The sequence below is a fragment of the Myxococcus sp. MH1 genome (assembly GCF_059738865.1).
Genome location: NZ_AP026947.1, coordinates 8,385,773 through 8,408,997 on the forward strand (window position 1 = coordinate 8,385,773; position 23,225 = coordinate 8,408,997).

Sequence of the window (23,225 nt, forward strand, 5' to 3'; positions counted from 1 at the left end):
GGCAGTCGGGATGCTAGCCATGCTCGAGCACCACGCACGTCAGCTCGAAGGGTTTGACGAGCCATGGCCACAGCCACTGCCTGAGCGGGGCACGAGGTGCCTCGGTGCCTGCGCCCTTCCCGGGGTTCAACAACCGCCGGAGCGCGCCCGGAAGGTCCTGCGCGACCAGGTCGCCCAGTCTCCCGCAGGGCACCACCGCCGAAGCCCTCTTCTTCATCCGGGGGAAGAGCGCCGCCAGTTCCTCCACCGAGGGGCGGAACATCGTGTCGATGGGGTCTGGATGCCAGGGAAACGCGCGAGGCACCGAGAGCATCAGGACCCCTCCTCGGGGAACCAAGTCCGACAAGCGGCTGGCAAAGGCCTCACGGTCCTCGACATGCTCGAGCACGCTCGTGCAGCACACCGAGCGAACGCCGAGTCCCTTGAGACGACGGACACAATCGGGGTCCATCAGGTCACCTACGACATCCACGCCCTCGTCCGCCTTGAGGTCTTGATGGATGGCGTGGCCACCGCGTCGACGCAGCGGCGCGAACAGCTCCGCGTCGATCCACCGCTGCTGCACCTCGCGGAAGTATTGGGTGGAGCTCCCCACGTTCAACAGGGAGAAGACCTGCGACAGCTCCAACGTCTCAAGCTGCTGCCCCAGCCACCGCGCTTCTTGCTTCAGCATCCCTGGCTCCAGGACTCGATGCGCCGTGAGGTCATGGCGCCTCCTCGGGGAAGTCGCCGGGACGTTCCTTCACCGTGGGTGGGAACATCGAGGGTGACGCGCTCTCCAACGGGACGATTCGCGGCACGCAATCCCTGCCCACCGACATGAGGAAACCCGAGCGCTGTGGATAGACGCTCTGGAGGAACTGTCGGTCCCGCTCCACGCTGACGTGATTCAGCCACAGAATCGGGTCGTCCCGGTCGGGGTGGTTGTTCTTGCGGAAGAAGACGAAGTGGTTCGCGGGCGCCGAGCGACAGGGCGGCGCGAATCCAGGAGGGACGAAGACGACCGAGTTCTCCGGGACGTCGCGCTCCACGATGTAGCGGGGACGCAAGACGTCGGCGACGAGCTTGCGCAGCGTGATGATTCGAGGTGGCAGGAACATCGTCACGCAGACACACACCAGCCCCACCAGCGCCGCGGGCACCACCGCTCCCAGAGCCCGCTCCGACGCCCACTGCCAGAGCGTCCGCAAGCCTCCCGTGGAGAGCAACACCGTGGGCAGCATCAGTTCCGAGTAGTGGACGGGACCGAAGGTATCCACCCCCGGGTCCGCGACGGGGAGATGGATGACGCAGAAGCTGACCAGGCCCGCGACCAGCCATCGCGCCGGCGCGCCCCGCGCGAGAAACACGAACAAGAAACCCAGGGGCCAACCGAACCCATCCACGCTCAAACGGAAGAGCGCCAGGACCATCCTTCCCGTCGCCAGAACCCAGGACGTGTCGGTGAAGAAGTAGAGGAAGGAGTCGCGCTGCACCTGAGAGGGGCCGAAGGAGACGAAGCGGTATCCGTTCTCCTCCGCATACCGGGCCGCCGCGTGGTAGCCCGTCAGCCAGGGTGAGCCGTTCAGCTCATGGTTGGTGAGCAGGAACAGGCCTCCCAGTGGCAATGCCACGAGCACGAAGAGCAAGGCCTGCTTCCATCGCTCGACGCCTGACAGGCGCCAGGCGCGCACGCACCACAGGACCAGGAACGGAGCGCCCAGCCCCAGGCCCACGGCCGGACGTATCCAGAACGCCAGACAGAAGAAGAGCGCCACCCACGCGCTCGCGGCATGGGGCCGCTGGGAGTCCTGCAAGCGCTCGACCCAATAGAGCATCCACGTCAGCGCGAAGATGGCCGACGTGTGGGACATCAGCGTGGCCGCGCCAATCATGGTCAGAGGGGACACCAGATAGAGCGCCACCGCGACCCGCCCCCAGCCACTCCCCCACCAGCGACGGGCCAGCAGGAACAATCCCACCGCGGTCGCCCCCGAGAGCACCGGGTTCACCAGCCAGGGCATCCCGAGCTTCACGCCGAACGCCATCAGGAAGGGCCAGCCGAGGAAATACTGGCTGTACATCTTCCCGTCGTTGATGACCATGAAGCCATTGTCGAAGAACAGCTTCATCGGCGGAGCGGGCACCCACAGCCGGAACGACGCGAGCAACTCCGCCGCGAACTGGTAGGAGGCCTCGTCATCCACCACCGGCGAGTACCGGAGCACCGAAGCCTGCACGGCCAGGGGAATCAGGGCTCCCAGGACCGCGGCGAGCATCACACTGCGCCGGTCGGGATACTCACGCCACGCCGTGCGCCACGAGGCCAACTGCTCGTCCGTCACCCAGCGAGCCCCCGCGACCGCGACGAAGGCCGCCATGGGAAGCCCGAGGAAGGCCAGGAGCGCGGCCATGACCAGCCAACGGTGCGTGGGCATGTTGATGCTGCCCAGGTTCAGGATGAAGCCATTGAACTGGGACTCCCAGAACGCCCAATAGGCGAGCGCGCAAGCGCACGCCGCGGCGAGAGGGAGCAACAGGGCGCGATATCGAGCGGGGAGCATCAGGAGGCGTCGAGGATGGTCCGCGGCTCCGCGCATTGTCCATGGAAGAGTTCCTGGCCACGGTGGGGACTCCAGACTGCTCGTCGGGAGGGCACTCCAGAAGAACCTCGCGCGTACGGGAGCGGCCTCGGGTGAAGGTTCTTGGGCTAGACTGGGATGACGCTGAACGGTGACGTCCGAGTCCCGCCGGAACAGGTACCATGTCCCAGTCCCCTCCCCGCATCGCGGTCATCCTCCCTTGTCACAACGAGGCCCCCGCCATCCGGGACACCGTGCTCGCCTTCCGCCAGGCGCTGCCCTCGGCGACCCTCTTCGTCTACGACAACGCATCGACGGACAAGACGGCCGAGGTGGCCCGGGAAGCAGGCGCCACCGTCCGAAGTGAAACGCGTCGGGGCAAGGGCAACGTCATCCGACGTGCCTTCGCGGACGTGGAGGCGGACATCTATGTCGTGGCCGATGGGGACGGCACGTATGACGCCTCGGCGGCTTCGCGCCTGGTGGGACTGCTCATCGAGGAGTCCCTGGACATGGTCATCGGCACGCGCATCCACAGCGAGAGGGAGGCCTACCGCGTCGGCCACGTGGCGGGGAACTGGCTCTTCAACCAGGTGGTGGCCCGGCTCTTCGACAAGGGCCAGAGCGACATCTTCTCGGGCTACCGCATCCTGTCGCGGCGCTTCGTGAAGTCATTCCCTTGCATGTCGGAGGGGTTCGAAATCGAAGCGGAGATGAGCATCCACGCCCTCCAGATCCGAATGCCCGTGCGGGAAGTCCCCACCCACTACTCCAAGCGGGTGGAGGGGACCGCCAGCAAGCTGAACACCTGGCGGGACGGCTTCCGGATCCTCTCGCACATCCTTCGACTGCAGCGTTTGCATCGCCCACGTCAGTTCTTCGGCGCGCTGGGTATCGCCATCATCCTGGCGGCGCTGGTCCTGGCCATCCCCATCTTCACCACCTTCATCCAGGTGGGGCAGGTCCCACGGTTTCCCACCGCCATCCTCGCCATGGGCATGGTGCTGTTCGGCTCGCTGCTGGCATTCCTGGGGCTCATCCTGGAGAGCACCAGTCAATTGGCGCTGGAGACCAAGCGGCTGAGCTACCTTTCCATCCCATCCAGTTCCACGCCGACATCCAGGGAGACCTCCGTCCCCCAACAATGCGCGGTTCCCCGGGCCGGTTGAATCAGCGGTCCCTCCCGACGTGCTCGCGAGGTCTTCGGTGGCTTCCATCCACGAACATCACGGACAACAGAAGGCGTTCTTCGAAGCGGACCCGGGTCGTATCGCGACGCGGCTGTTCCGCCATCCGAGCTTCCCTCGCACCATGCGCCGCAAGCTCTCTTTCCTCGCCCGCGAGCTCGCGGGCAGTCGCCATGTCCTCGAGGTGGGCGTAGGTCAGGGCCTCCAGCTCTCCTACTTCCTGAGCCTCATGCCGGAGAGTTGTCGCTACACGGGCGTGGATATCGCCGAGGCCCCCCTGCTGGAGGCGCGGAAACGGCTCGCCCCTCACCTCCAGGAGCGCGTGACACTCCAGCACGCGGTCGCCGAGCGACTCCCCTTCGAGGACGGCACGTTCGACGCCGCGTTCTGCCTGGACGTCCTCCACCACGCGGCCTCACAGCCGTCCATGCTCGCCGAGATGAAGCGGGTCGTCCGCCCTGGTGGCCAGATCATCTGCGTGGAGCCCAATCCGCTCCATCCCGCCAACCTGGTCTTCCTTCGCGACCCCATCGAAAAGGGCATCTTCCAGCTCACGTCCGCCAACGCACGCGAGTGGACGCGGCACGCGGGGCTCGAGCAGCTGCGGCTGGAGAACCTCCCGGTGTTCTTCCCCAGCTTCCCCGGGGCCCTGGAGAATGCCTACGGGTTGATGGAGCGGGTGCTCGCGCGCGTCCCCGTGCTCAACCGCTTCTCCACGACCCGCGTCCTCCGCGCCTCGCGGCCCGAAGAGCCGCGGGGCTGAGGCCCCACCTCACCCGCGTCCCGTCGGCTCCTCCAGCTCATCCGTGAGACCGTGCTTCGCCAGCCGGTAGCGGAACGAGCGGAACGACAGCCCGAGCAGCTCCGCGGCGCGCGTCTTCACACCGCCCGCCTGCTTCAGGGCCGCCAGCAGGTAGCGCCGCTCGCTGTCGTCCAGGTGGCGCTCCAGGTTGAAGCCCGTGCCCAGCGACGGCTCGCCCGGCTCGCCCGGACGTGACACCGGCTCCGACTCGCCACGCACAGCAGGCGGCAGCGTGGACGGGCCCAGCAGGTCCGAGTCCGACAGCGTCGCCGCGCGCTCCACCATGTTCTGCAACTGGCGCACGTTGCCGGGGAACGCGTAGCGCTCCAGCAGGTCCAACGTCTCCTGCGCGAAGCGCAGCGCCGGACGCCCCAGCTCCTCCGCCATCCTCGACAGGAAGTGGCTCGCGAGCAGCGAGATGTCCCCCGCGCGCTCACGCAGCGGCGGCAGCTCGAGCGTAATCACGTTGAGCCGGTAGAAGAGGTCCTCGCGGAAGCGGCCCGCCTTCACCTCTGCCTCCAGCCGCCGGTTGGTCGCCGCGATGACGCGCGCCTGGAAGGGCACCTCCGCCGCGCTGCCCACCGGCTTCACCTTGCGCTCCTGCAACACGCGCAGGAGCTTCACCTGCGTGGCCAGTGGCATCTCCCCTACCTCGTCCAACATCACGGTGCCCTCACCCGCGGACACCAGCAGCCCCGAGCGCTCGTGCAACGCCCCCGTGAAGGCGCCCTTCACGTGGCCGAACAGCTCGCTCTCCAGCGTGCCCTCGTTGAGCGCCGCGCAGTTGAAGGGCAGGAACGGCTGCGCCGCCCGGCTGCCCCGCATGTGGATGGCCCGCGCCACCAGCTCCTTGCCCGTGCCGCTCTCCCCCGTCACCAACACCGTGCTGCGCCCCGGCGCCACCTTCTCCACCAGCGACCACACCGCCTGCATCCGGGCGCTCTGCCCCACCGCCATGCCCAGCCCGGGCAAAAGCCGCGCGCGCAGGGTGGTGTTCTCCTGCCGCAAGAGGCGCTTCTCCAGCGCCTTCTGCACCAACAGCCGCAGCTCGTCGTTGTCGAAGGGCTTGCAGATGTAGTCGTACGCGCCCTCGCGCATCGCCTCCACCGCGGCGGCGGGCGAACCGAAGGCCGTAATCAGGACGACCTCCGGCGGCTCCTTGCGCGCGCGCGCCGTGCGCAGCACGTCCAGCCCGCTGCCCGTCCCCAGCTTCATGTCGGAGATGACCAGGTCCACGCCATCCCGCGCGAGCACCTCGCACGCGGGCTTCACCCCGGGCACGCTCGTCACCACATAGCCCTCGCGGTGCAGGAGCAGCTCCAGGTACTCACGCATGGACAGCTCGTCGTCCACGATGAGGACATGGCCTCGGAAGGCGCCTTCTTGGGCTTGAATGGTCGTCACAGCGGCAACCCCACGACGAACTCCGTTCCCTCGGCCGGGTCCGAGCGCACGCGGATGGAGCCCCCATGCGCGCGGACGATGGAATGCGCGGTCGACAGCCCCAGCCCCGTGCCCCCGTCCCGCGTGGTGAAGAAGGGCTCGAACAGGTGCCCCATCATCTCCTCCGTGATGCTCCCCGCAGAATCCCACACCCGAATCTGCGCTTCCTTCTCGCTCCGGGCCAATCCCACCTTCACCTCACCCCTGGGCCCCGCGGCCTGGAAGCCGTTGCGCACCAGATTGATGAGCACCTGACGCAGCTGGTCCGGGTCCACCGCGGCCATCAACGGCTCGCGCGCGGACACCTCCACCCGCACGTCCCGGGCCAGCGGGTCCGCGCGCAGCATGTCCACCGTCTCCGTCAGGAGTGAATCCAGCGGCACCTCCCGCCGCACCGGCTCCGGAGGCCGCGCGAAACGAAGGAAGTCCTCCACCAGCCGCCCCAGCCGGTCCGACTCGCGCACCAGGATGTTGGTGAGCTTCTGCACCACCACGTCGCTCGAGCGCTCCTGCGCGAGCAGCTGCGCCGAGCCCCGCATCGCCGCCAGCGGATTGCGCAGCTCGTGCGCCAGCTGCGCGGAGAGCGTCCCCAGGCTCGCCAGCCGGTCCGAGCGCTCCAGGTCCTCCTCCATCCTGCGCAGCTCCGTCAGGTCCTGGAACACGATGAGCAGCGCGCCCGACTCGCCCTCCAGCGGCGTCACCGACAGCCCGAGGATGCGCCGGCGGCCATGCTCGGCGCCCACCACCAGCTCGCCTCGCGACGAGCGCGGCGCCAGCACCGCCACCCCCGGCAGGAGCGCCTCCAACGGCTGGCCCACGCCTTCGACGCCCTCCACCTGGAGGATGGCGCGCGCGGCGGCGTTGACGAAGGTGACGCGGCGCTGCGAGTCGCAGGTGATGAGCCCCGAAGGCATGGAGGAGAGGATCTGCTGCTGCAGCCCACCCAACCGGCGCAGGTCCGCCTCGCGCGCCGACAGCGCTCCGCCCGTGGCGGACAGCTGCCGCGACAGGTAGCCCGCCAACACCGCGATGAGCCCCAGCGCCAGCAGGTTGCTGCCCAGCACGAACAGGCCGCGGCTGGACAACACCGGCCCCAGCGGCGCCGCGTCCGTCAGCCGCAGCACCACCACCAGCGAGGAGAAGGACACCGCGCCCGCCGCCGCCACCCACAGCGCGCCGCGCCAGTCCAGCACCACCGCGGCGCCGATGACGGCCAGGCTGTAGAGGAACGTGAGCGGCGAGTCGGAGCCACCACTCAGGTAGACGAGGCCCGTGGCAATGACCACGTCGCCCAGCACCTGCACCCATGCGTCCAGCCGCCCCGCCCTCTCGCGCCGCAGGCGGATGCCCACCACTACCGTGGACGCATAGGCCGCGATGATGACGCCCAGGGACAGCGAGTCCGCCCGGCTCGGCTCCTCGAGGGGCTGAATCAGCAGGCGCCCCACGGTGATGACGAGCGACAGGCTCGCCGCCACCGTGCGGAACAACACCAGCCAGACCAGGCGCACGCGGAGCCTCTCGGCCTCGTCCGCGCGCACGCTGGAGACGACGGAGCTACTTGATGGCACCGGCAATGGAGAAGATGGGCAGGTACATGGCGATGAGGAAGCCGCCGACCACGCCGCCGAGGAACACCATCAGGATGGGTTCAATCATCGCCGTCAGCGCGCTGACGGCGGTGTCGACTTCGTCGTCGTAGAAGTCGGCGATCTTGTTGAGCATGGTGTCCATGGCGCCCGTCGCTTCACCGACGCCAATCATCTGCACCACCATGGAGGGGAACACCTTCGTCTCGAGCAGCGGACCGGCGATGTTCTTGCCCTCGGCGATCTTCCCGCGCACGTAGTAGATGGCCTCTTCCACCGTCTTGTTGCCGGCCGTCTTCGCCGTCACGTCCAGCGCGTCGAGGATGGGCACGCCGGAGGAGATCATCGTGCCCAGGGTGCGCGTGAAGCGCGCCACGGCCACCTTGCGCAGCACGGGCCCGAACAGCGGCATCTTCAGGAACACCTTGTCCCAGAACTTGCGGCCCTTGGGCTGCTTGTAGCTCCAGGAGAAGGACACCACCACCACGGTGATGGAGGCGACCACGTGGAACCAGTACGCCTCCGCCCATGCGGACAAATCCACCACGAACTGGGTGGGGGCCGGCAGCGCCGAGCCGAAGTCCGCGAACATGGCGGCGAACACCGGCGTCACCTTGAGGAGCAGGAGCGCCGTCACGCCGACGGCCACCAGGATGACGATGGCCGGGTAGGTCATCGCGCCCTTGACCTTGCGCTTGAGCTTCTCGCTCTTCTCGCGGTAGGCCGCGAGCCGGTTGAGGATGGTGTCGAGGATACCGCCGACCTCGCCGGCCGCGCACAGCTGGACGTAGAGCTCGTCGAAGACCTTCGGGTGCTCCTTGAGCGCGTCGGCGAAGGTGCTGCCCTGCTCCACCTTGCCCTTGATGGCCAGCAGCACCTTCTTGAAGGCCGGGTTGTCCATCTGGCTGGCGAGGATGTCCAAGCACTGCACCAGCGGCAGACCCGCGTCGATCATCGTCGCGAACTGACGGGTGAAGACGAGGATGTCCTTGCCCGTCACACCGCCCATGCCCGGCAGGGTGATGTCGCCGTCGAGCGCGCTCTTCTTGCGCACCTTGACGGGGTTGAGACCCAGGGACTTCAGACGGGCGTTGACGGCCTCGGAGTCCGAGGCCTCCATCTCACCCTTCTTGGTCTCACCGCTCTTGGTCTTCGCCTCCCAGAGGAACTGGGCGGTGTTCTTCTTGGAAGCTGACTTCTGGACTGCCTGTGCTGCCATGAGCTCGACCTCCGCGGACGCGCGCGCGAGTCTAACCGCTGAATCTCAAAACCAGGAACTAACGACCCGCCGCTCCCCCGGCCGGCCGCTGGGCCCCCGGTACCACGCCGCCCGTGGCCAGGATGTTGCGCAGTTCCTCCGGGTCGCTGGAGCGCCCGAAGGCCTCGTCCTGCGAGATGACCCGTCGGAGCAGCAGCGCCGCCAGGGCCTGGTTGAAGGTCTGCATGCCGTACTTGGCCTGTCCCACCTGCATGGACGAGTAGATCTGATGGACCTTGTCCTCGCGGATGAGGTTCCGGATGGCGGGGTTGGGCACCATGACCTCCAGCGCCAGCACGCGGCCCGGGGCCCCCGCCTTGGACACCAGCGCCTGGCTCATCACGCCCTCCAGCACGAAGGACAGCTGGGCGCGCACCTGCGGCTGCTGGTACGGCGGGAACACGTCCAGCACGCGGTTGATGGTCTGCACCGCGCTGTTGGTGTGCAGCGTCGCGTAGCAGATGTGACCCGTCTCCGCGATGGTGAGCGCCGCCTCGATGGTCTCCAGGTCGCGGAGCTCACCGACCAGCACCACGTCCGGGTCCTGGCGGAGGATGTACTTGAGGGCCGTCTTGAAGTTGCGGGTGTCCGCGCCCACCTCGCGCTGGTTGACCAGGCAGTTCTTGTGCGGGTGCAGGTACTCGATGGGGTCCTCGATGGTCATGATGTGCTCATGACGCTCGGTGTTGATCTTGTCGATCATCGAGGCCAGCGTGGTGGACTTGCCCGAGCCCGTGGGGCCCGTCACCAGGATGAGGCCGCGGGGCTTCTTCACCAGCTCCGCGACGATGGGCGGCAGGCCCAGCTCCTGGAAGGTCAAAATCTTGAACGGAATGGTGCGGAACGCGCCGGCCACCGCGCCACGCTGCATGAAGATGTTGGCGCGAAAGCGCGACAACCCCTTCACGCCGAAGGACAGGTCCAGCTCGTTGTCCTCCTCGAACTTGTGCTTCTGGGCGTCCGTGAGGATGGAGTAGCAGAGCTGCTTGGTCTCCACGGGCGTCAGCGGCGCCGTCTTCAAGGGGACGAGCTCGCCGTCCACGCGCAGCTGGGGCGGGGAGCCGGTGGTGATGTGGAGGTCGGAAGCGCCCTTCTCGACCATCGCCTTGAGGAGCTGGTGCAGGTTGGCCACGGTGGGGGTGTCCTTCGGTCAGTCTGGGGGAGGGAGTGACTAGAAGCGGTCCGGCGCGGTGTTGCCCACGACTTCTTCCAGGGTGGTCGCGCCGTCCATCACCTTCTTGAGACCGCTCATGCGCAGGCTGCTCATGCCCAGGCGGATGGCCTCCTGCTTCAGCTCGGAGGCGGACGCGCCGTTGATGACCAGCTCCTTGAGGCCGTCCCAGAAGGGCATGACCTCGTAGATGGCCACACGGCCCCGGTAGCCGCGGTCGTTGCAGTCGCGGCAGCCGACCTTCTCGTACAGGGTGAAGGTGCCCATCTTGTCCGGGGGGATGCCGGCGTCGATGAGGGCCTGCTCGTCCACCTTGTCCGCGGGCTTCTTGCAGGCCGGGCACAGCCGGCGCGCCAGACGCTGGGCGAGGATGAGGTTGAGCGAGGCGGTCACCAGGAACGGCTCGATGCCCATGTTGAGCAGGCGGCTGACCGTGCCCGGGGCGTCGTTGGTGTGCAGCGTGGAGAGCACCAGGTGGCCGGTGAGGGCCGCCTTCACGCCGATCTCCGCCGTCTCGAAGTCGCGGATCTCACCAATCATGATGATGTCCGGGTCCTGGCGGAGGAACGAGCGCAGCGCGGCCGCGAAGTTCAGGCCGATGTCGTCGTGCATCTGCACCTGGTTGATGCCGGCGAAGTTGAACTCGACCGGGTCCTCCGCGGTGGAGATGTTGGTGCCCACGTCGTTGAGGCTGGAGAGCGCCGAGTACAGCGTCGTCGTCTTGCCCGAGCCCGTGGGGCCCGTCACCAGCACCATGCCGTAGGGCCGGTCGATGGCCTCCTTGAACCACGCGAGCGGCTGCGCGTCGAAGCCCAGCTTGGTCATGTCCAGCTGGAGGTTGCTCTTGTCGAGCAGACGCATCACGACCTTCTCGCCGAAGAGCGTGGGACACACGCTCACGCGGAAGTCCATCTCCTTGCCGCCGCCCATCTTGATCTTGATGCGGCCGTCCTGCGGCAGGCGCCGCTCGGAGATGTCCAGCGAGGCCATGATCTTCAGACGCGAGGTGATCGCGTTGCGCAGCTTCATGGGCGGCCGCATCACCTCGTACATCACGCCGTCGATGCGGAAGCGGACCCGGAAGTCCTTCTCGTACGGCTCGATGTGGATGTCGGACGCGCGCTTCTTGATGGCGTCCATGAGGATGAGGTTCACCAGCTTGACGACGGGCGCGTCATCCGCGGCCTTCGCCATCTCGTCGATGTTCTCCGTCTCCTCCTTCGCCAGCTCGATGTCGTCGCCGACGTCGCCGACGATCTCCTCCATCGAGGGGCCCTTCTCCGCGTAGTAGCGCTCGATCGCCTCGCGGATGGAGACCTCCGAGGCCACCACCGTCTCGATGTTGTAGCCGGTGAGGAACTTCAGGTCGTCCACGGCGAAGATGTTGGACGGGTCGCACATGGCCACGATCAGCGACGGGCCCGCGCGGTTGACCGGAATCACCAGGTGCTTCTCGGCCACTTCCTTGGGCACGAGCTTGATGATGTCCGGGTCGATGTCGAAGTCCTTCAGGTTGATGGCCGGCACGCCGTACTGCTTGGAGAGGAAGTCGGTGAGCTTCGACTCCTCGATGGCGCCCGTCTTGATGAGCGCGGTGCCGATGCGCGTGCCGCTCTTCTGCTGCTCTTCCTGGGCCTTGCGAAGCTGCTGGACGGAGATGAGGTTCTCGCGGACCAGCAGTTCACCCAATCGACCGGACATTCGTGAAGCCTCTTCCTTGTGGCAAAGAAGGACGAAGCGGGCGGGGGCCCACCTCGCTCCAGGGGAGACGCGGGCGTTGCCTCGGGGCCCCACAGCACCTTTGGCACGGTTCCTGACTACGAATTAGAGGGGAGCCGCTCACATCCGTCAAGGCGCCCCCTCGGGCCGCCGGATCCGCCAACCCGTTGAACACTCACGGGAAAAATGCGGGGCTCAGGCGCCGGTCCTGGCAATCACCGTGCGAGCGGTCTCGACATCCCGCTTGATCTGCCCCGTCAGCTCCGCCACGGAGCCGAAGCGCTGCTCGGGGCGCAGCCGCTCCAGGAACTGCACCCGCAGCTCGCGGCCGTAGATGTCCCCGGAGAAATCCAGGAGGTGCGCCTCGATGGTGACCTCGGTGCCGCCGAAGGTGGGCTTGATGCCGATGTTCGCCGCGCCCCCGTGCCACGCGCCCTCCCCCGCCTCCTTGAGGAAGCGCACCCGGATGGCGTAGACGCCCGGCGCCGGCCGCAGCTCGTTCTGCGTGTCCACGTTGGCCGTGGGAAAGCCGATGGTGCGCCCGCGACCCGCCCCCGCCACCACGGTGCCGTCCAAGTCGAACGGGCGGCCGAGCAGGCGGCACGCCGCGGACACCCGGCCCTCCAGGATGTACTCGCGCACCCGCGACGACGAGGCGACGACGCCGTCCACCGTGACGGGCGTCACCACGTGCACCCGGGCGCCCCGGCGGCCCGCGGCCTCGCGCAGCGTGTCCACCGTGCCCGCGCGCGCGGCGCCATAGGTGAAGTCGCTGCCCACCACCACGTGCGAGACGCCCAGCCTGTCGAAGAGCGTGGCCTCGAAGTCCCCGGGCCCCGTGCGGGCATAGTCGCGCGAGAAGGCCTGCACCACGGAGGCCTCCAGCCCACAGGCGGCGAGCAGCTCCAGGCGCCGGGGCAAGAGCGTGATGAGCTTGGGCGCCAGGTCCGGCTGGAGCACCTTGCCCGGGTGGGGGTTGAAGGTGAACGCCGCCGGGGACGCGTGCTTGCGCGCCTCCGCGAAGAGGGCCTGGTGGCCCACGTGCACGCCGTCGAAGTTGCCCAGAGCCAGCGCCCGGCCCTCGAGCGCCCGGCCCGCCTCCGCCACCGAGTGGAAGACCTTCATGCCCCCCCTATACCAGTGTTTTTCCCTGGCCAGACCCCGCTTGGCCGTGGTTGGAGCGCCTGGAACATGCCCCGCCCTCGCCTGCTGCCAGACCCCGTCGGACTCCACCTCGTCGAAATGGCCACCCCTCCCGACTGGGACGCCGAGTTCGGCTTCGCGGGCCCCCTGGAGCTCGAAATCGGCTCCGGCGCCGGCGGCCACGCCCTGGAGTACTGCCGCCGAAACCCCCAGGTGCGCTTCGTCGCCTTCGAGTGGCGCAAGAAGTACGCCCGCGACACCCAGGACCGCGCCGCCAAGGCCGAGATGAAGAACCTGCGCGTCGTCGAGTCCGACGCCCGCTTCGTCGTGCCCCGCATCTTCGCGGACAACTCCCTGTCCGCCATCCACCTCCAGTTCCCCGACCCCTGGTGGAAGCGCTCCCACGCCAAGCGCGCCGTCGTCCAACCCGACTTCGCGAAGCTCCTGCTCGGCAAGCTCGTCCCCGGCGGCCTCTTCGACATGCGCACCGACGTCCAGGACCGCGCCGTCAACATGCTGTCCATCCTGGAATCCGTGGGATTCCACAACCCCTTGGGTTCCGGCGTTTTCCACCCGTATGACCCGGAGGAGGTGCCCTCCACGCGGGAGCGGCGGTACCTGTCGTCGGGGGAGCCGGTGTACCGGGCGCGGCTGCGCAAGCCGCTCTGAGCGCGTGAAGTGACGGGCACTTGCCGTCCCCCTTGGCTTCCGAGGGGACGGCGGGTGAGAATCAGAGCCATTCTGGCAGCGCGGGATGATTGCACTGGGGGCGCAACCGCATGGCGGACGGCGAGAGGAAGAAGACGCAGGAGGTCGCGCGTCGGGCGGGGACAGGCGGGGAGCTGAGTGGGCGGACGGTGCTCATCGTCGACGACGACCCGGCGCATGTGGCGCACGTGCGCGAGGGGCTGGCGCCGCGGGGCTACGTGTTCAAGGAGGCGCACGACGGGACGCAGGCCCTGTCGGCCATCCGTGAGTCGCGGCCGGACCTCATCCTGATGGACGTGGAGATGCCGGGGCTGGGCGGCGTGGAGGTGTGCCGCATCATCAAGGCGAACGCGGGGGAGGACGGGTTCGGCTTCATCCCGGTGATTCTGATGACGGCGCGCCAGGCGGCCGGAAAGGTGGAGGGGCTGGAGCTGGGGGCGGACGACTACCTGGTGAAGCCCTTCGACATGCTGGAGCTGTCGGCGCGGGTGAAGTCGATGCTGCGGCTCAAGGTGCTCCAGGACGCGCTGGTGGAGAAGAACCGGGAGCTGGACCGGGCCAACAAGGAGCTGGCCAAGAAGCGCGAGGAGCTGCTCGCGCTGTCGCGCACGGACGGGCTGACGGGGCTGTACAACCGGCGCTGCTTCGAGGAGCGGCTGAGCGAGGAGTTCGCGCGCTCCAGGCGCTACCAGTCGCCCCTGTCGCTGGTGATGCTGGACATCGACCACTTCAAGCGCATCAACGACACCTTCGGCCACGTCTTCGGGGACCAGGTGCTCAAGGCGGTGGCCCAGACGACGCGCGCGCGGCTGCGCGAGGTGGACATGCTGGCGCGCTACGGCGGCGAGGAGTTCATCGCGCTCCTGCCGGAGACGGCGCCCCAGGACGCGCTCAAGGTGTGCGAGCGCGTGCGCGAGGCCATCGCGGCCCTGGGCGTGGAGCACGTGGGCGCGGACGGACGGCCCCAGCAGGTGCGGCTGACGGCGTCGCTGGGCGTGGCGACGGTGCCCTCCCGGGACTTGGAGACGGCGGAGGCGCTCTTGCGCGCGGCGGACGCGGGGCTCTACGCGGCCAAGGGAGCGGGGCGAAACCGTGTCCAGCAACACGTTCCGTGACACTGCCTCACCAGAGGCTTTCCCCCGGCGCTGGTTTGACCTAAACCCCACTCCCATGCGCCTGACCGCGACGACGCCCTGGTTGCTGGCCCTGCTCCTGGTGGGCATGGGCGGCTGCAACCAGCCCCGCTTCGGCACACCGCAGGACGCCTATACCTCCTTCCACCGGCTGGTGAAGCGCGGTGAGCTGCGTCAGGCCTGGGGCGCGTTGTCCCAGCCGACGCAGGCGGCCCTCCAGCAGCGGGCGCAGGCGGTGAGCGATGCCTCCGGTGGCGCGGTGAAGGCCGAGCCCCTGGGCCTGTTCTTCGCGAATGTCCCCCCTCCTCCGGATGTTACGGAGGTCTCCCTGGTCCGGGAGGCGGGCGACGAGGCGACCGTGCTCGTGCGCTCGTCAGGCAGCACCCATGAGGTCCGGATGGTCCGGGAGCCGTCTGGGTGGAAAGTGGACCTCTCAGCCTCCCTCCAGCCGTGAAGCCGGGCATGCCCGGGCTCCTCGCATCAGGTAACGTACGACTGTGAACGATCGGAAGACACGGCGGGTCATCCCCGCGGTCGAAGTCATCCGGCGGCCGGCCTCGACGCCCGGCAGCGCTGGGCAGAGTCCGTCCCCCTCGGACTCCCCGTCACCCGCGCCCACGCCGCGCCCCACGCCCCGTCCCACCACGGCGGGTCCGGCGGCCCCCGTCGCGCCCCGTCCCGCGGGCGTGGCGCCCACGCCCCGTCCCGCCACCCCGGCGGCGGCCGCCCCGACGAGCCCCACGGCGCCAGCGCCCTCGCCCGCGCCGCGTCCATCGGTGCCGGTGGCCTCCAGCGCCCCCCGCCCCGCGGGCGTGGCGCCGGGCGCCCGGCCGATGGCTCCGCGCTCGCCTGGAGGGCCCGGTGGCCCGGGTGGACGTCCCGGCGGCTTCGGTGGCCGTCCCGGGGGCTTCCGCTCCTCGGCGCCCCGGCCTCCGCCCACGCCCGAGCAGATCCTCGCGCTCGCGCAGCGCGAGCACGTGCCGGCGCGCATCGCCAAGGGTGAGCTGGAAGGCAAGATGAAGTGCCGCATCTGGCGCAAGCTCCACGCCGAGGAGGCCAAGCGCTTCGACCAGGTCTACGAGCTGATGGGCCAGACGCCGGGGCTGTCGCTGGGGGACGCGTTCGGCGTGCTCCAGAGCGGCATGACGGTGGCGGAGTTCATGGCGCGCAAGGAGCGCACCCAGCGCAAGGCGGCCATCAAGCAGGCGCGCGGCGAGGTGGACAACGCCGTCGTCGCCGAGCTGCTCTCGGGCCTCATCGCCGGCAAGACGGAGGTCTCCGTGGTGCTGGCGGAGCGCTCGCTCCTGGACACGCTGGTCGCCGAGGAGCCCATCGCCTTCACGCTGGAGCGCACCGGGCGGCTGGAGAAGCTGCAGGTGGTGCTGCTGGCGCGGCGCGGGGAGTGGGAGCGGCTGCTGCCCGGGCTGGAGCGCGACGCGAAGCTCACCCAGAAGCCCGCCACGGTGGCCCGCCAGCCGGACAAGCGGCCGTACTCGGACCCGCGCGCGTTCCTGGACCACCTGGGCCAGCAGGTGAAGCTGGTGCTGCGCAACGGCATCACGCTGCAGCTGCCGCTGATGCACGTGGGCCGCTTCGACCTGCTGTTGGGCGAGACGGGCCACGAGGTGTTCGTCCCGCTCCACGCGCTGCTGCGCTTCGAGCCGGTCGCCGCGAGCGCTCCCGCCACCGAGGCCTGAAGCCAAGGCCGCGGAATTTCGCGGGGGCGCCGCCCCTTCCTCCATCTTTCGCCGAGCGAGGCACCCACTCCATGCGCCCCTTCTTCTCCCGCATCATCAAGCCCTGGCTCGCGCTGGCCGCGACGGCCGCCATGGTGGGCGCCACCCAGCAGGGCTGCACCAAGGACACCCCGCCCGCCGCCGCCGCGGCCCCCGCGCCCACCGTCCCGGAGAAGCGGGAGAACGGCGTGCGCGTGGTGGAGCTGACGGTGACGGAGAAGGGCTACGAGCCCAGCCCCGTGCAGCTCAAGAAGGACGAGCCGGTGAAGCTGGTGGTGACGCGCAAGACGGACCAGACGTGCGCGACGGAAGTCGTGATGGACGACTACGGCATCAACACCGCGCTGCCGCTGGGCCAGCCGGTGGACATCACCTTCACGCCCAAGACGTCCGGCAAGCTGGTGTACGGCTGCGCCATGGGGAAGATGATTTCCGGCGTTTTCCTGGTGGAGTGAAGACGTAGGCCGAAATCTGGGCACCGCGCCGGGGAGGAGTAGTGTGCCGACCCTGCATGGGCGGCGCGGCGGAGCTCTTCACGCGGCATGTCTTCCTCGACCTCGAGACCACGGGGTTGGATCCACGTGCCGACGAAATCATCGAGCTGGGGTGTCTGTTCTTCGAGAACGGGCGCGAGGTGGACCGCTTCGCGCGGCTGTACTCGGCGTCCAAGCCCCTGCCCCTCACGATTCGTCGGCTCACGGGCCTGACGGACGCGGACCTGGAGGGCCGGCCGCGCTTCGGCGTGGACCTGGAGGACCTCAAGGCGCGGCTGACGGGCTGGACGGTGGTGGCGCACAACGCCTCGTTCGAGAAGGGCTTCCTGCCGGACCTGTTGGGCTCCATTCGCGCGCCGGTGCTCGATTCGTGCGAGCTGATGCACTACCTGCACCCGGAGCTGCCCAGCCACTCGCTGGAGTCGCTCTTGCGCTGGGCGGGGCTGGGCATCCGCCAGCCGCACCGCGCGGTGTCCGACTGCGAGGCGGTGTACGCGGTGCTCGTGCAGACGATGGAGCGCTGCATCAGCGACGGGCGCGGCGAGGACCTCGCGGACCTCGTGGCCACACTGGACCCTCGGGCGGCGCGGCGGCTGGGCTCCGCTGACGTCCTCGAGGAGGGCGCGTTCGATTACGACGAGTGGCCGCTGCTGGAGCTGCTGTCGCGACTGAACGCGGCCTGCCGGGCGAGGCCCACGCCGCTCGCGCTCGAGACGCAAGGCGGCTTCCTGCGCGGACGACCGGAGCGGCGTCGCGCGGCGGGCGTGCCCGCGGTCGCGGAGCCCGAGGCCGAGACGCCGGTGGTGCCGGTGCGGGCCGACGAGGTGTCCGCGATTCTGGGTGCGGGCGGTGCGCTGGAGCAGCGCGAGGAAGGCTTCCGCAGCCGGCCCGCGCAGCTCGACATGGCGCAGGCGGTGGCGCGCGCGTTGTCGGACGGGGAGCAGGTGGCGGTGGAGGCGGGCACGGGCACGGGCAAGTCGCTCGCGTACCTGGCGCCCGCGGCCCTCTTCGCCGCGCGCAACGGGCGCAAGGTCGGCGTGGCGCCGCACACCAAGACGCTGCAGGACCAGTTGCTGGAGAAGGACCTGCCGCGCCTGCACCGCGCGCTGGGGGGCACGTTCGGCTACGCGCTGCTCAAGGGGCAGTCGAACTACCTGTGCCGCCGCCGCGCGCTGGAGGCCACGCGCGTGGAGCCGGGCATGGGGCACAACGCCCGCGCCCCTCGCGCGTACCTGCGCGCGTACCTGCGCCGCAGCGTCGAGGGAGACCTGGACCGGCTGAGCCACTGGTTCCGCGAGCGCTTCCCGGTGCTGATGGGGTTGATGCCGGCGGTGCGCTCCGAGGCGGCGACGACGCTGGGCGACAAGTGCCCGCATCACCACCGGTGCTTCTACCACTCGGCGGTGGCCCAGGCGCGCGAGGCGGACGTGCTGGTCATCAACCAGTCACTCGCCTTCGCGTGGCCCGCGCGCTACCCGAAGCTCGAGCACCTGATTCTCGACGAGGCGCACGAGGTGGAGGACGTGGCCACCACGGCGCTCACCGTGGAGCTGTCGGACCTGGCCTTCCACCGGCTCACCGAGCGGCTGCACGGACGAGACGGACGACACGGCCTGTTCGCCGAGCTGCGGCGCGCGCTGTCCGCCTCCCGGCGCGAGGAGTCCCGCGCGCTGATGGGTCAGGTGGAGGACGCGCTGCGCCGGCTGATGGACGAGGCGCGGGACCTGGGCGCGCGGGTGACGGAGCTGTGTGAGCCCTCGGCGACGGCGGCCGGAGAGGACCCGGACGAGGGCGCCTATGCCCCGGAGCTGCGCGTGACGGAGGCCGTGCGCGCGCTGCCCGCGTGGGCGCCGGTGCGAGAGGGACTGGAGCTGGTGCGCGGCGCGCTGCAGGCGCTGCACACGCTGCTCGCGGTGCGGGTGCTGGAGGCCCTGCCGGAGCTGGCGGCGCGGATGCCGGCGCTGGAGCGCGAGCTGTCCGGCGCGACGACGGAGCTGGGAGAGCTGTCGACGCTGGCCACGGAGCTGTCGGGCGAGGCGGCGGCGGGGCGGTGCTACTCGGCCACGGCCGAGCCCCGGCGTCAGCGCTGGAGCGTGGGCGCGCAGCCGGTGGACGTGTCCTTCCACGTGTCGCGCGACTTCGCCGCGAACAAGCGCGCGCTGGTGCTCACCTCCGCCACGCTGGGCCCGAGCAACGGGAGCGGTACGCCCTTCGTGTTGAAGCGCCTGGGGCTGGATGGCCGGGGCGACAAGCCCGCGCCCCGGTTGTTGCGCGCGCCCTCACCCTTCCAACTGCACGAGCAGGCGCTCGTCGTGCTCGTCACGGACGCGCCGCGCGCGCACGAGGAACCCTTCGTCGACTGGGCCGCGACGCGCATCTCCGGCCTCGCGCAGACGATGGGCGGGCGGCTGTTGGGGCTGTTCGCGTCCACGCGGCGCATGGAGCGCGTGGGCGCGGAGGCTCGCAACCGACTGGAGCCGCTGGGCATCGAGGTGCTGCGGCAGTCCCGTGGACATGGCCGCTCCCTGGCGGCACGGCAGGAGCGCGACACGGGCACGGTGCTCTTGGGCACGAAGAGCTTCTGGCAGGGTGTGGACATCCCTGGGCGCGGCGTTGGGTGCGTCTTCATCGACAAGCTCCCGCTGGAGCCCGCGCTGCGTCCGCTGGTCGCCGCGCGCGAGGAGCCGCTGGCCCGCGCGGGGGGCGAGTATCAGGGATTCCTCCAGTACCGGCTGCCGCGCGCGCTGCTCCTGCTGCGGCAGGGCGTGGGGCGGCTCATCCGCTCCACCACGGACCGGGGCGTCGTCATCATCGCGGACCCGGGGCACCCCAGCTACCGCGCGTACCTGATGAACGCCCTGGAGGGCTACCGCGTGGAGGCGCTGCCGTGGGCGCAGGCGCGCCTGCGCATCCACGGCGTGCTCAAGCAGACGGGGCTCCTCGTGGACTCACCCGCTCCGCGCTGAACAAGGCTCACGCGTCCAGGCGCGCTCGGAAGCGGGACTCCAGCGCGCGCAGCTCGCCTGACGCCCCGCCACGCCAAGCGCGGCTCAAGCGTCCAGGCGCGCTCGGAAGCGGGACTCCAGCGCGCGCAGCTCGCCGAGCGACTCACCCGACGCCCCGCTCCGCTCCGCGACCTCCAGCGCCTTCGCCAAGGCCCGCGCGTCCTCTTCGCTCTGCTCGCGCAGCCGCTGCATCATCGTCCGCGTCGCGTCGAACAAATCCTTCAGCTCGTCACCATCGCGCAGGCCATACGACGGGGGACGCAGCTTGCCCTCCGCCACCTCCCCCACCATGCGCCGGATGCGCAGCAGCGGGCCCGCCACCCGGTGCGTCACGACGATGGTGCCCAGCGCCACCACGGCGATGAAGGCCAACAGGAACGCGCCCAGCACCCACCACGTCGCGCGCTGGCGCCACTCCAGCTCCGCGCGCTGCGCGACGATGGCCGCGCGCTCCTGCTCGTAGGCCGCGTCGATGGTCTGCGCCTTCTCCCGGAAGGCGGCCTCGAACGCCGGGTCATCCATGCGCGCGAGCAGCTCGTTGGAGAGCGTGGCGCTGGACAGCTCCCGGCTCACCTCCGCGGCCTTCGAGCGCGCCTCCACCGCCGTCGCCGTCTCCTGCATCAGCGCCCGCGCCGAGCGCACCAGGAACACGCCCAAGAGCGCCGACAGCACCAGCGTCACGCCGACGATGTACGCGGTCAGCTTGAGCTGGAAGCTCGTATCCAGCAGGAAGTTGCGCCAGCGCCGCTTGGGGGCCGCCTGCTGCGCCGTGCTGCTCGTCGTCATGTGTCGTTGCTCCACTCGAAGGTTTCGGCGGCGTCCTCCACGGCGCGGGGGACCAGCGCCTTGAGGAGGTCCGCGGGCTGCGCGCCCCCGGCCTTCACGTCCACCTGCCCCAGCAGGGACAGGTCCGGGTAGGTCATGCAGACGATGGCCACCCGCAGGCCCCCACCCTCCATGGGGTGGACCTCCGGGGTGATGCGAAATCCCCGCACGCCCAGCTTCTTCAGCGCGCCCTTGGCCTGCGCCTTGGTCTCCTTCGCCGGCGCCAGCACCGCCCCCCGGCGCACCAGCCGCGAGCGCAGCCGTGCCTCGGTGGCCTTCACCAGCTCCGGCGGCAGCGAGCGCGTCAGGTCCTTCATCCCCTCCATGGCGATGTACAGCCGGGCCGGTCGCGCCTGGTACTCCTTCAGCGCGCTCACCGCCTCGCGCACCGCCGCCTGCACCGCCGCGTCCGCCTCGTCCTTGTGGGCCTCCAGGCAGGGCAGCGCGGAGGACTCCAGGAGCTTCGCCAGCGACTTGGCGACGGCGGCGCGCACCAGCTCGCTTGCGTCCTTGAGGCCAGGGCACAGCACGGCCACGGCCTCCGGGTCCTCGGTGGCGCCCAGCACGAGCGCCGCCTGGGAGCGGGAGCGAGGGTCCTTGCCCTGCTGGAGCTGGCGCCCCAGGAACGCAAGACGGGTATCCCCCTGGGCGAGGGTCGCGCCGGGCGCGAGGAGGAGCAGGAGCAGGGAGAGAGCGGGCAGCCGCATGGCGGGGGAGGGCGACTCGCAGTGTAGCGCCGTGTGCCCGGTGACGAACAGTTGCCTGGAGGGCGGGCCGTTCACACCCACCTCCCCTCCCCTCGTAGGCGTCGTGGATCCGACCTGGGGCCATCCTGGGGTAACGTGCGCCCGGTCCAGGAGGGCATGCCCGGTGTCATTCGCTTCCCGGTTGGAAGGTCTGCTGCAGCAAGTGGGATTGAGCGGCGTGGTGGAGGAGGTGCGCACGCGCCTGGGCTACGCGCGCCCGAATCCTCCCCCCGCCCACAACGGCCATGGCGCGCCCCGCCCCATCGAGCGCAGGGAGTCTCCGGTCGCCCCCGCGCCCCCCGGCGCCCCCGAGCCCACGCGCGTCGAGCGCACCCCGCGCCCGCGCCCCATCATCGAGGAGCCACCAGCCCCCGCCGCCGAGGTCGCGGCCGAGGAGCCCGCGCCTCCGACGAAGGCCGCGAAGGCGCGAAAGGCCAAGGTGACGAAGAGCGCGAAGGGCGCCCCCAAGGCTCCCGCGCCGAAGCCGGGCAAGAGCAGCCCCGCCCGGAGCAAGCCCCGCGCGAAGAAGCGCGAGAGCCCGGCCGCGGCCGCATCGCCCACCGCGGACGCGGGACAGGCGGTGGACCGGTTGATGGCGGCGCTGCGGACGCATCCGCGTCACGAGGAGCTCGCCTCCGCGGGCAAGCTGAAGGACCAGCTCGTACGCTCACTGATTCCGCTCTACCTGGCGCGCGCCGCGGAGCTGGACATGGAGGTGACGTCCGGCACGACGTCGCGCTTCTGGGGCGAGCTGGGCGTTACCTACGCGGCCCCCAACGCGGCCAAGGCCCTGAGGCTGCACGCCGGGTACGCCCAGGACACCAAGAAGGGCAAGGCCATCACTGCCAAGGGCGTGCAGTACGTCGAGGACGCACTCAAGCGCCTGCGCGACGGCGAGGCCTCCTGAGCCCCCTTGGCCACCGGGGCGAGTGTCGGACCGGTGGCACTTGGAGGTCCAAGGGGGCGTGGTGAGGTTGGCTGGCGGACGCTCGCGGGCCCCTGGCCAACGAGCAACTGGCCGGGACGCGGGCTCCCCCTAGATTGGCGCGGAGCCATGGCTTCGACGCGCCCGTCCTCCTGGATGCCTCCTCCGACGCCCGCTGCCTCCCACTCCGGGATGGCGTCCTGGGCCGAGGAGCGCCTCCTGGCCCGGTCGTCGTCGAGCCGCCGGGGGACGGGACGGGGTGGGACATGGGTCCGACGGCGCTGACCTTCTACCGGGCCGCGAGGCGGCTTCGCACGCTGGGTGTCCCGATGCTGCCGGGCATGGTGGCCGCGGTGGGCGACCGACTCCTGCACAGCCACGTGGACATCGACGCGCGGCTGCATGCCTCGGTGGGACTGGGCTACGGCGGCGTGGGCGTGGTGGTGGCCCCCGGCGTGGAGGTGGGCGAGGGCAGCTTCCTGTCCCAGAACGTCAGCGTGGAGCCGCAGCTGGGTGTGCCCGGCGTGCCGCGCATCGGCCGCAACGTCTACGTGGGCGTGGGAGCTCAAATCATCGGCCCCGTCACCGTGGGGGACGGCGCGGTGATTGGCGCGGGCGCCCTGGTGACGGCGGACGTGCCGCCCCTGGCCGTGGTGGCGGGCATGCCCGCCCGGGTGGTGAAGGTGAAGCAGACGATGTCACACGGGCACTGACGCGGGGCCTTCCGGGAGGCGGCCCCTGTCCGGTGTCCCCTCCCCCACCGGCCATCCAGGCGGCTCG

19 protein-coding genes and 1 pseudogene are annotated in these 23,225 nt (G+C 70.0%); 10 read left to right on the forward strand and 10 right to left on the reverse strand.

Annotation, left to right across the window (positions count from 1 at the left end; genetic code table 11):
• Positions 1 to 13: 13 nt before the first annotated feature.
• Both AC6JA9_RS32985 and AC6JA9_RS32990 read right to left on the reverse strand, forming a co-directional pair.
• Entirely contained in the window at positions 14 to 673 is a 660-nt protein-coding gene (locus AC6JA9_RS32985; RefSeq protein WP_408889445.1) for a class I SAM-dependent methyltransferase, read from the reverse strand.
• A gap of 31 nt (positions 674 to 704) precedes the next feature.
• Positions 705 to 2,543: an ArnT family glycosyltransferase gene (locus AC6JA9_RS32990; RefSeq protein WP_408889444.1), complete on the reverse strand. Its 1,839-nt coding sequence runs from the start codon at positions 2,541 to 2,543 to the stop codon at positions 705 to 707.
• 200 nt (positions 2,544 to 2,743) lie between these two features.
• Between AC6JA9_RS32990 and AC6JA9_RS32995 the strand changes: the two genes are divergently transcribed.
• On the forward strand, positions 2,744 to 3,730 hold the full coding sequence (locus AC6JA9_RS32995; protein WP_408889443.1) for a glycosyltransferase: 987 nt from the start codon (positions 2,744 to 2,746) through the stop codon (positions 3,728 to 3,730).
• Positions 3,731 to 3,767: 37 nt separating this feature from the next.
• On the forward strand, positions 3,768 to 4,511 hold the full coding sequence (locus tag AC6JA9_RS33000; protein ID WP_408889442.1) for a class I SAM-dependent methyltransferase: 744 nt from the start codon (positions 3,768 to 3,770) through the stop codon (positions 4,509 to 4,511).
• A gap of 9 nt (positions 4,512 to 4,520) precedes the next feature.
• Here AC6JA9_RS33000 and AC6JA9_RS33005 read toward each other — a convergent pair whose 3' ends face one another.
• From AC6JA9_RS33005 to AC6JA9_RS33030, 6 genes are all read right to left on the reverse strand, one after another.
• Positions 4,521 to 5,954: a sigma-54-dependent transcriptional regulator gene (locus tag AC6JA9_RS33005; protein ID WP_497958354.1), complete on the reverse strand. Its 1,434-nt coding sequence runs from the start codon at positions 5,952 to 5,954 to the stop codon at positions 4,521 to 4,523.
• A complete protein-coding gene (locus AC6JA9_RS33010) occupies positions 5,951 to 7,534 on the reverse strand; it encodes a two-component system sensor histidine kinase NtrB (RefSeq protein WP_473567715.1) in 1,584 nt (527 codons plus the stop codon). The genes AC6JA9_RS33005 and AC6JA9_RS33010 overlap by 4 nt, the downstream gene beginning before the upstream one ends.
• A 16-nt stretch (positions 7,535 to 7,550) precedes the next feature.
• Entirely contained in the window at positions 7,551 to 8,801 is a 1,251-nt protein-coding gene (gene pilC / locus AC6JA9_RS33015) for a type IV pilus assembly protein PilC (RefSeq protein ID WP_267699808.1), read from the reverse strand.
• Between the two features lie 58 nt (positions 8,802 to 8,859).
• Positions 8,860 to 9,972 (reverse strand): type IV pilus twitching motility protein PilT, encoded by a 1,113-nt coding sequence (locus AC6JA9_RS33020; RefSeq protein ID WP_141329361.1) that lies wholly within the window; start codon positions 9,970 to 9,972, stop codon positions 8,860 to 8,862.
• Positions 9,973 to 10,011: 39 nt separating this feature from the next.
• The gene (pilB, locus tag AC6JA9_RS33025) at positions 10,012 to 11,712 is read right to left on the reverse strand and encodes a type IV-A pilus assembly ATPase PilB (protein WP_408889439.1); all 1,701 of its coding nucleotides are present in this window, start codon (positions 11,710 to 11,712) and stop codon (positions 10,012 to 10,014) included.
• Positions 11,713 to 11,925: 213 nt separating this feature from the next.
• Positions 11,926 to 12,855, reverse strand: coding sequence for a bifunctional riboflavin kinase/FAD synthetase (locus tag AC6JA9_RS33030; RefSeq protein ID WP_497958355.1), 930 nt, complete (start codon positions 12,853 to 12,855; stop codon positions 11,926 to 11,928).
• A gap of 66 nt (positions 12,856 to 12,921) precedes the next feature.
• Between AC6JA9_RS33030 and trmB the strand changes: the two genes are divergently transcribed.
• The 6 genes from trmB (at position 12,922) to AC6JA9_RS33060 (ending at position 19,910) form a co-directional block, all read left to right on the forward strand.
• Complete coding sequence (gene trmB, locus AC6JA9_RS33035) at positions 12,922 to 13,542, forward strand: tRNA (guanine(46)-N(7))-methyltransferase TrmB (RefSeq protein ID WP_426745313.1); 621 nt, start codon at positions 12,922 to 12,924, stop codon at positions 13,540 to 13,542.
• 110 nt (positions 13,543 to 13,652) lie between these two features.
• Positions 13,653 to 14,696, forward strand: coding sequence for a diguanylate cyclase (locus AC6JA9_RS33040; RefSeq protein ID WP_497958356.1), 1,044 nt, complete (start codon positions 13,653 to 13,655; stop codon positions 14,694 to 14,696).
• A gap of 55 nt (positions 14,697 to 14,751) precedes the next feature.
• A complete protein-coding gene (locus AC6JA9_RS33045; protein WP_141329371.1) occupies positions 14,752 to 15,168 on the forward strand; it encodes a hypothetical protein in 417 nt (138 codons plus the stop codon).
• A 379-nt stretch (positions 15,169 to 15,547) separates the two neighbouring features.
• Positions 15,548 to 16,411: a hypothetical protein gene (locus AC6JA9_RS33050; protein WP_223748113.1), complete on the forward strand. Its 864-nt coding sequence runs from the start codon at positions 15,548 to 15,550 to the stop codon at positions 16,409 to 16,411.
• Between the two features lie 71 nt (positions 16,412 to 16,482).
• Positions 16,483 to 16,905, forward strand: a complete 423-nt coding sequence (locus AC6JA9_RS33055) for a cupredoxin domain-containing protein (RefSeq protein ID WP_141329375.1) — start codon at positions 16,483 to 16,485, stop codon at positions 16,903 to 16,905.
• A 56-nt stretch (positions 16,906 to 16,961) separates the two neighbouring features.
• Complete coding sequence (locus AC6JA9_RS33060) at positions 16,962 to 19,910, forward strand: helicase C-terminal domain-containing protein (RefSeq protein ID WP_497960793.1); 2,949 nt, start codon at positions 16,962 to 16,964, stop codon at positions 19,908 to 19,910.
• 84 nt (positions 19,911 to 19,994) lie between these two features.
• Here AC6JA9_RS33060 and AC6JA9_RS33065 read toward each other — a convergent pair whose 3' ends face one another.
• The gene (locus tag AC6JA9_RS33065; protein ID WP_223748110.1) at positions 19,995 to 20,735 is read right to left on the reverse strand and encodes a sensor histidine kinase; all 741 of its coding nucleotides are present in this window, start codon (positions 20,733 to 20,735) and stop codon (positions 19,995 to 19,997) included.
• Positions 20,732 to 21,481, reverse strand: a complete 750-nt coding sequence (locus tag AC6JA9_RS33070; protein WP_074950705.1) for a HEAT repeat domain-containing protein — start codon at positions 21,479 to 21,481, stop codon at positions 20,732 to 20,734. Before AC6JA9_RS33070 ends, AC6JA9_RS33065 begins: the two co-directional genes overlap by 4 nt.
• Before the next feature lie 163 nt (positions 21,482 to 21,644).
• Between AC6JA9_RS33070 and AC6JA9_RS33075 the strand changes: the two genes are divergently transcribed.
• Together AC6JA9_RS33075 and AC6JA9_RS33080 are read left to right on the forward strand one after the other, a co-directional pair.
• Positions 21,645 to 22,427, forward strand: coding sequence for a hypothetical protein (locus AC6JA9_RS33075; protein ID WP_223748109.1), 783 nt, complete (start codon positions 21,645 to 21,647; stop codon positions 22,425 to 22,427).
• Positions 22,428 to 22,786: 359 nt separating this feature from the next.
• Positions 22,787 to 23,128 (forward strand): annotated as a pseudogene (locus AC6JA9_RS33080) (DapH/DapD/GlmU-related protein); the annotation flags it as partial.
• Positions 23,129 to 23,225: the final 97 nt, after the last annotated feature.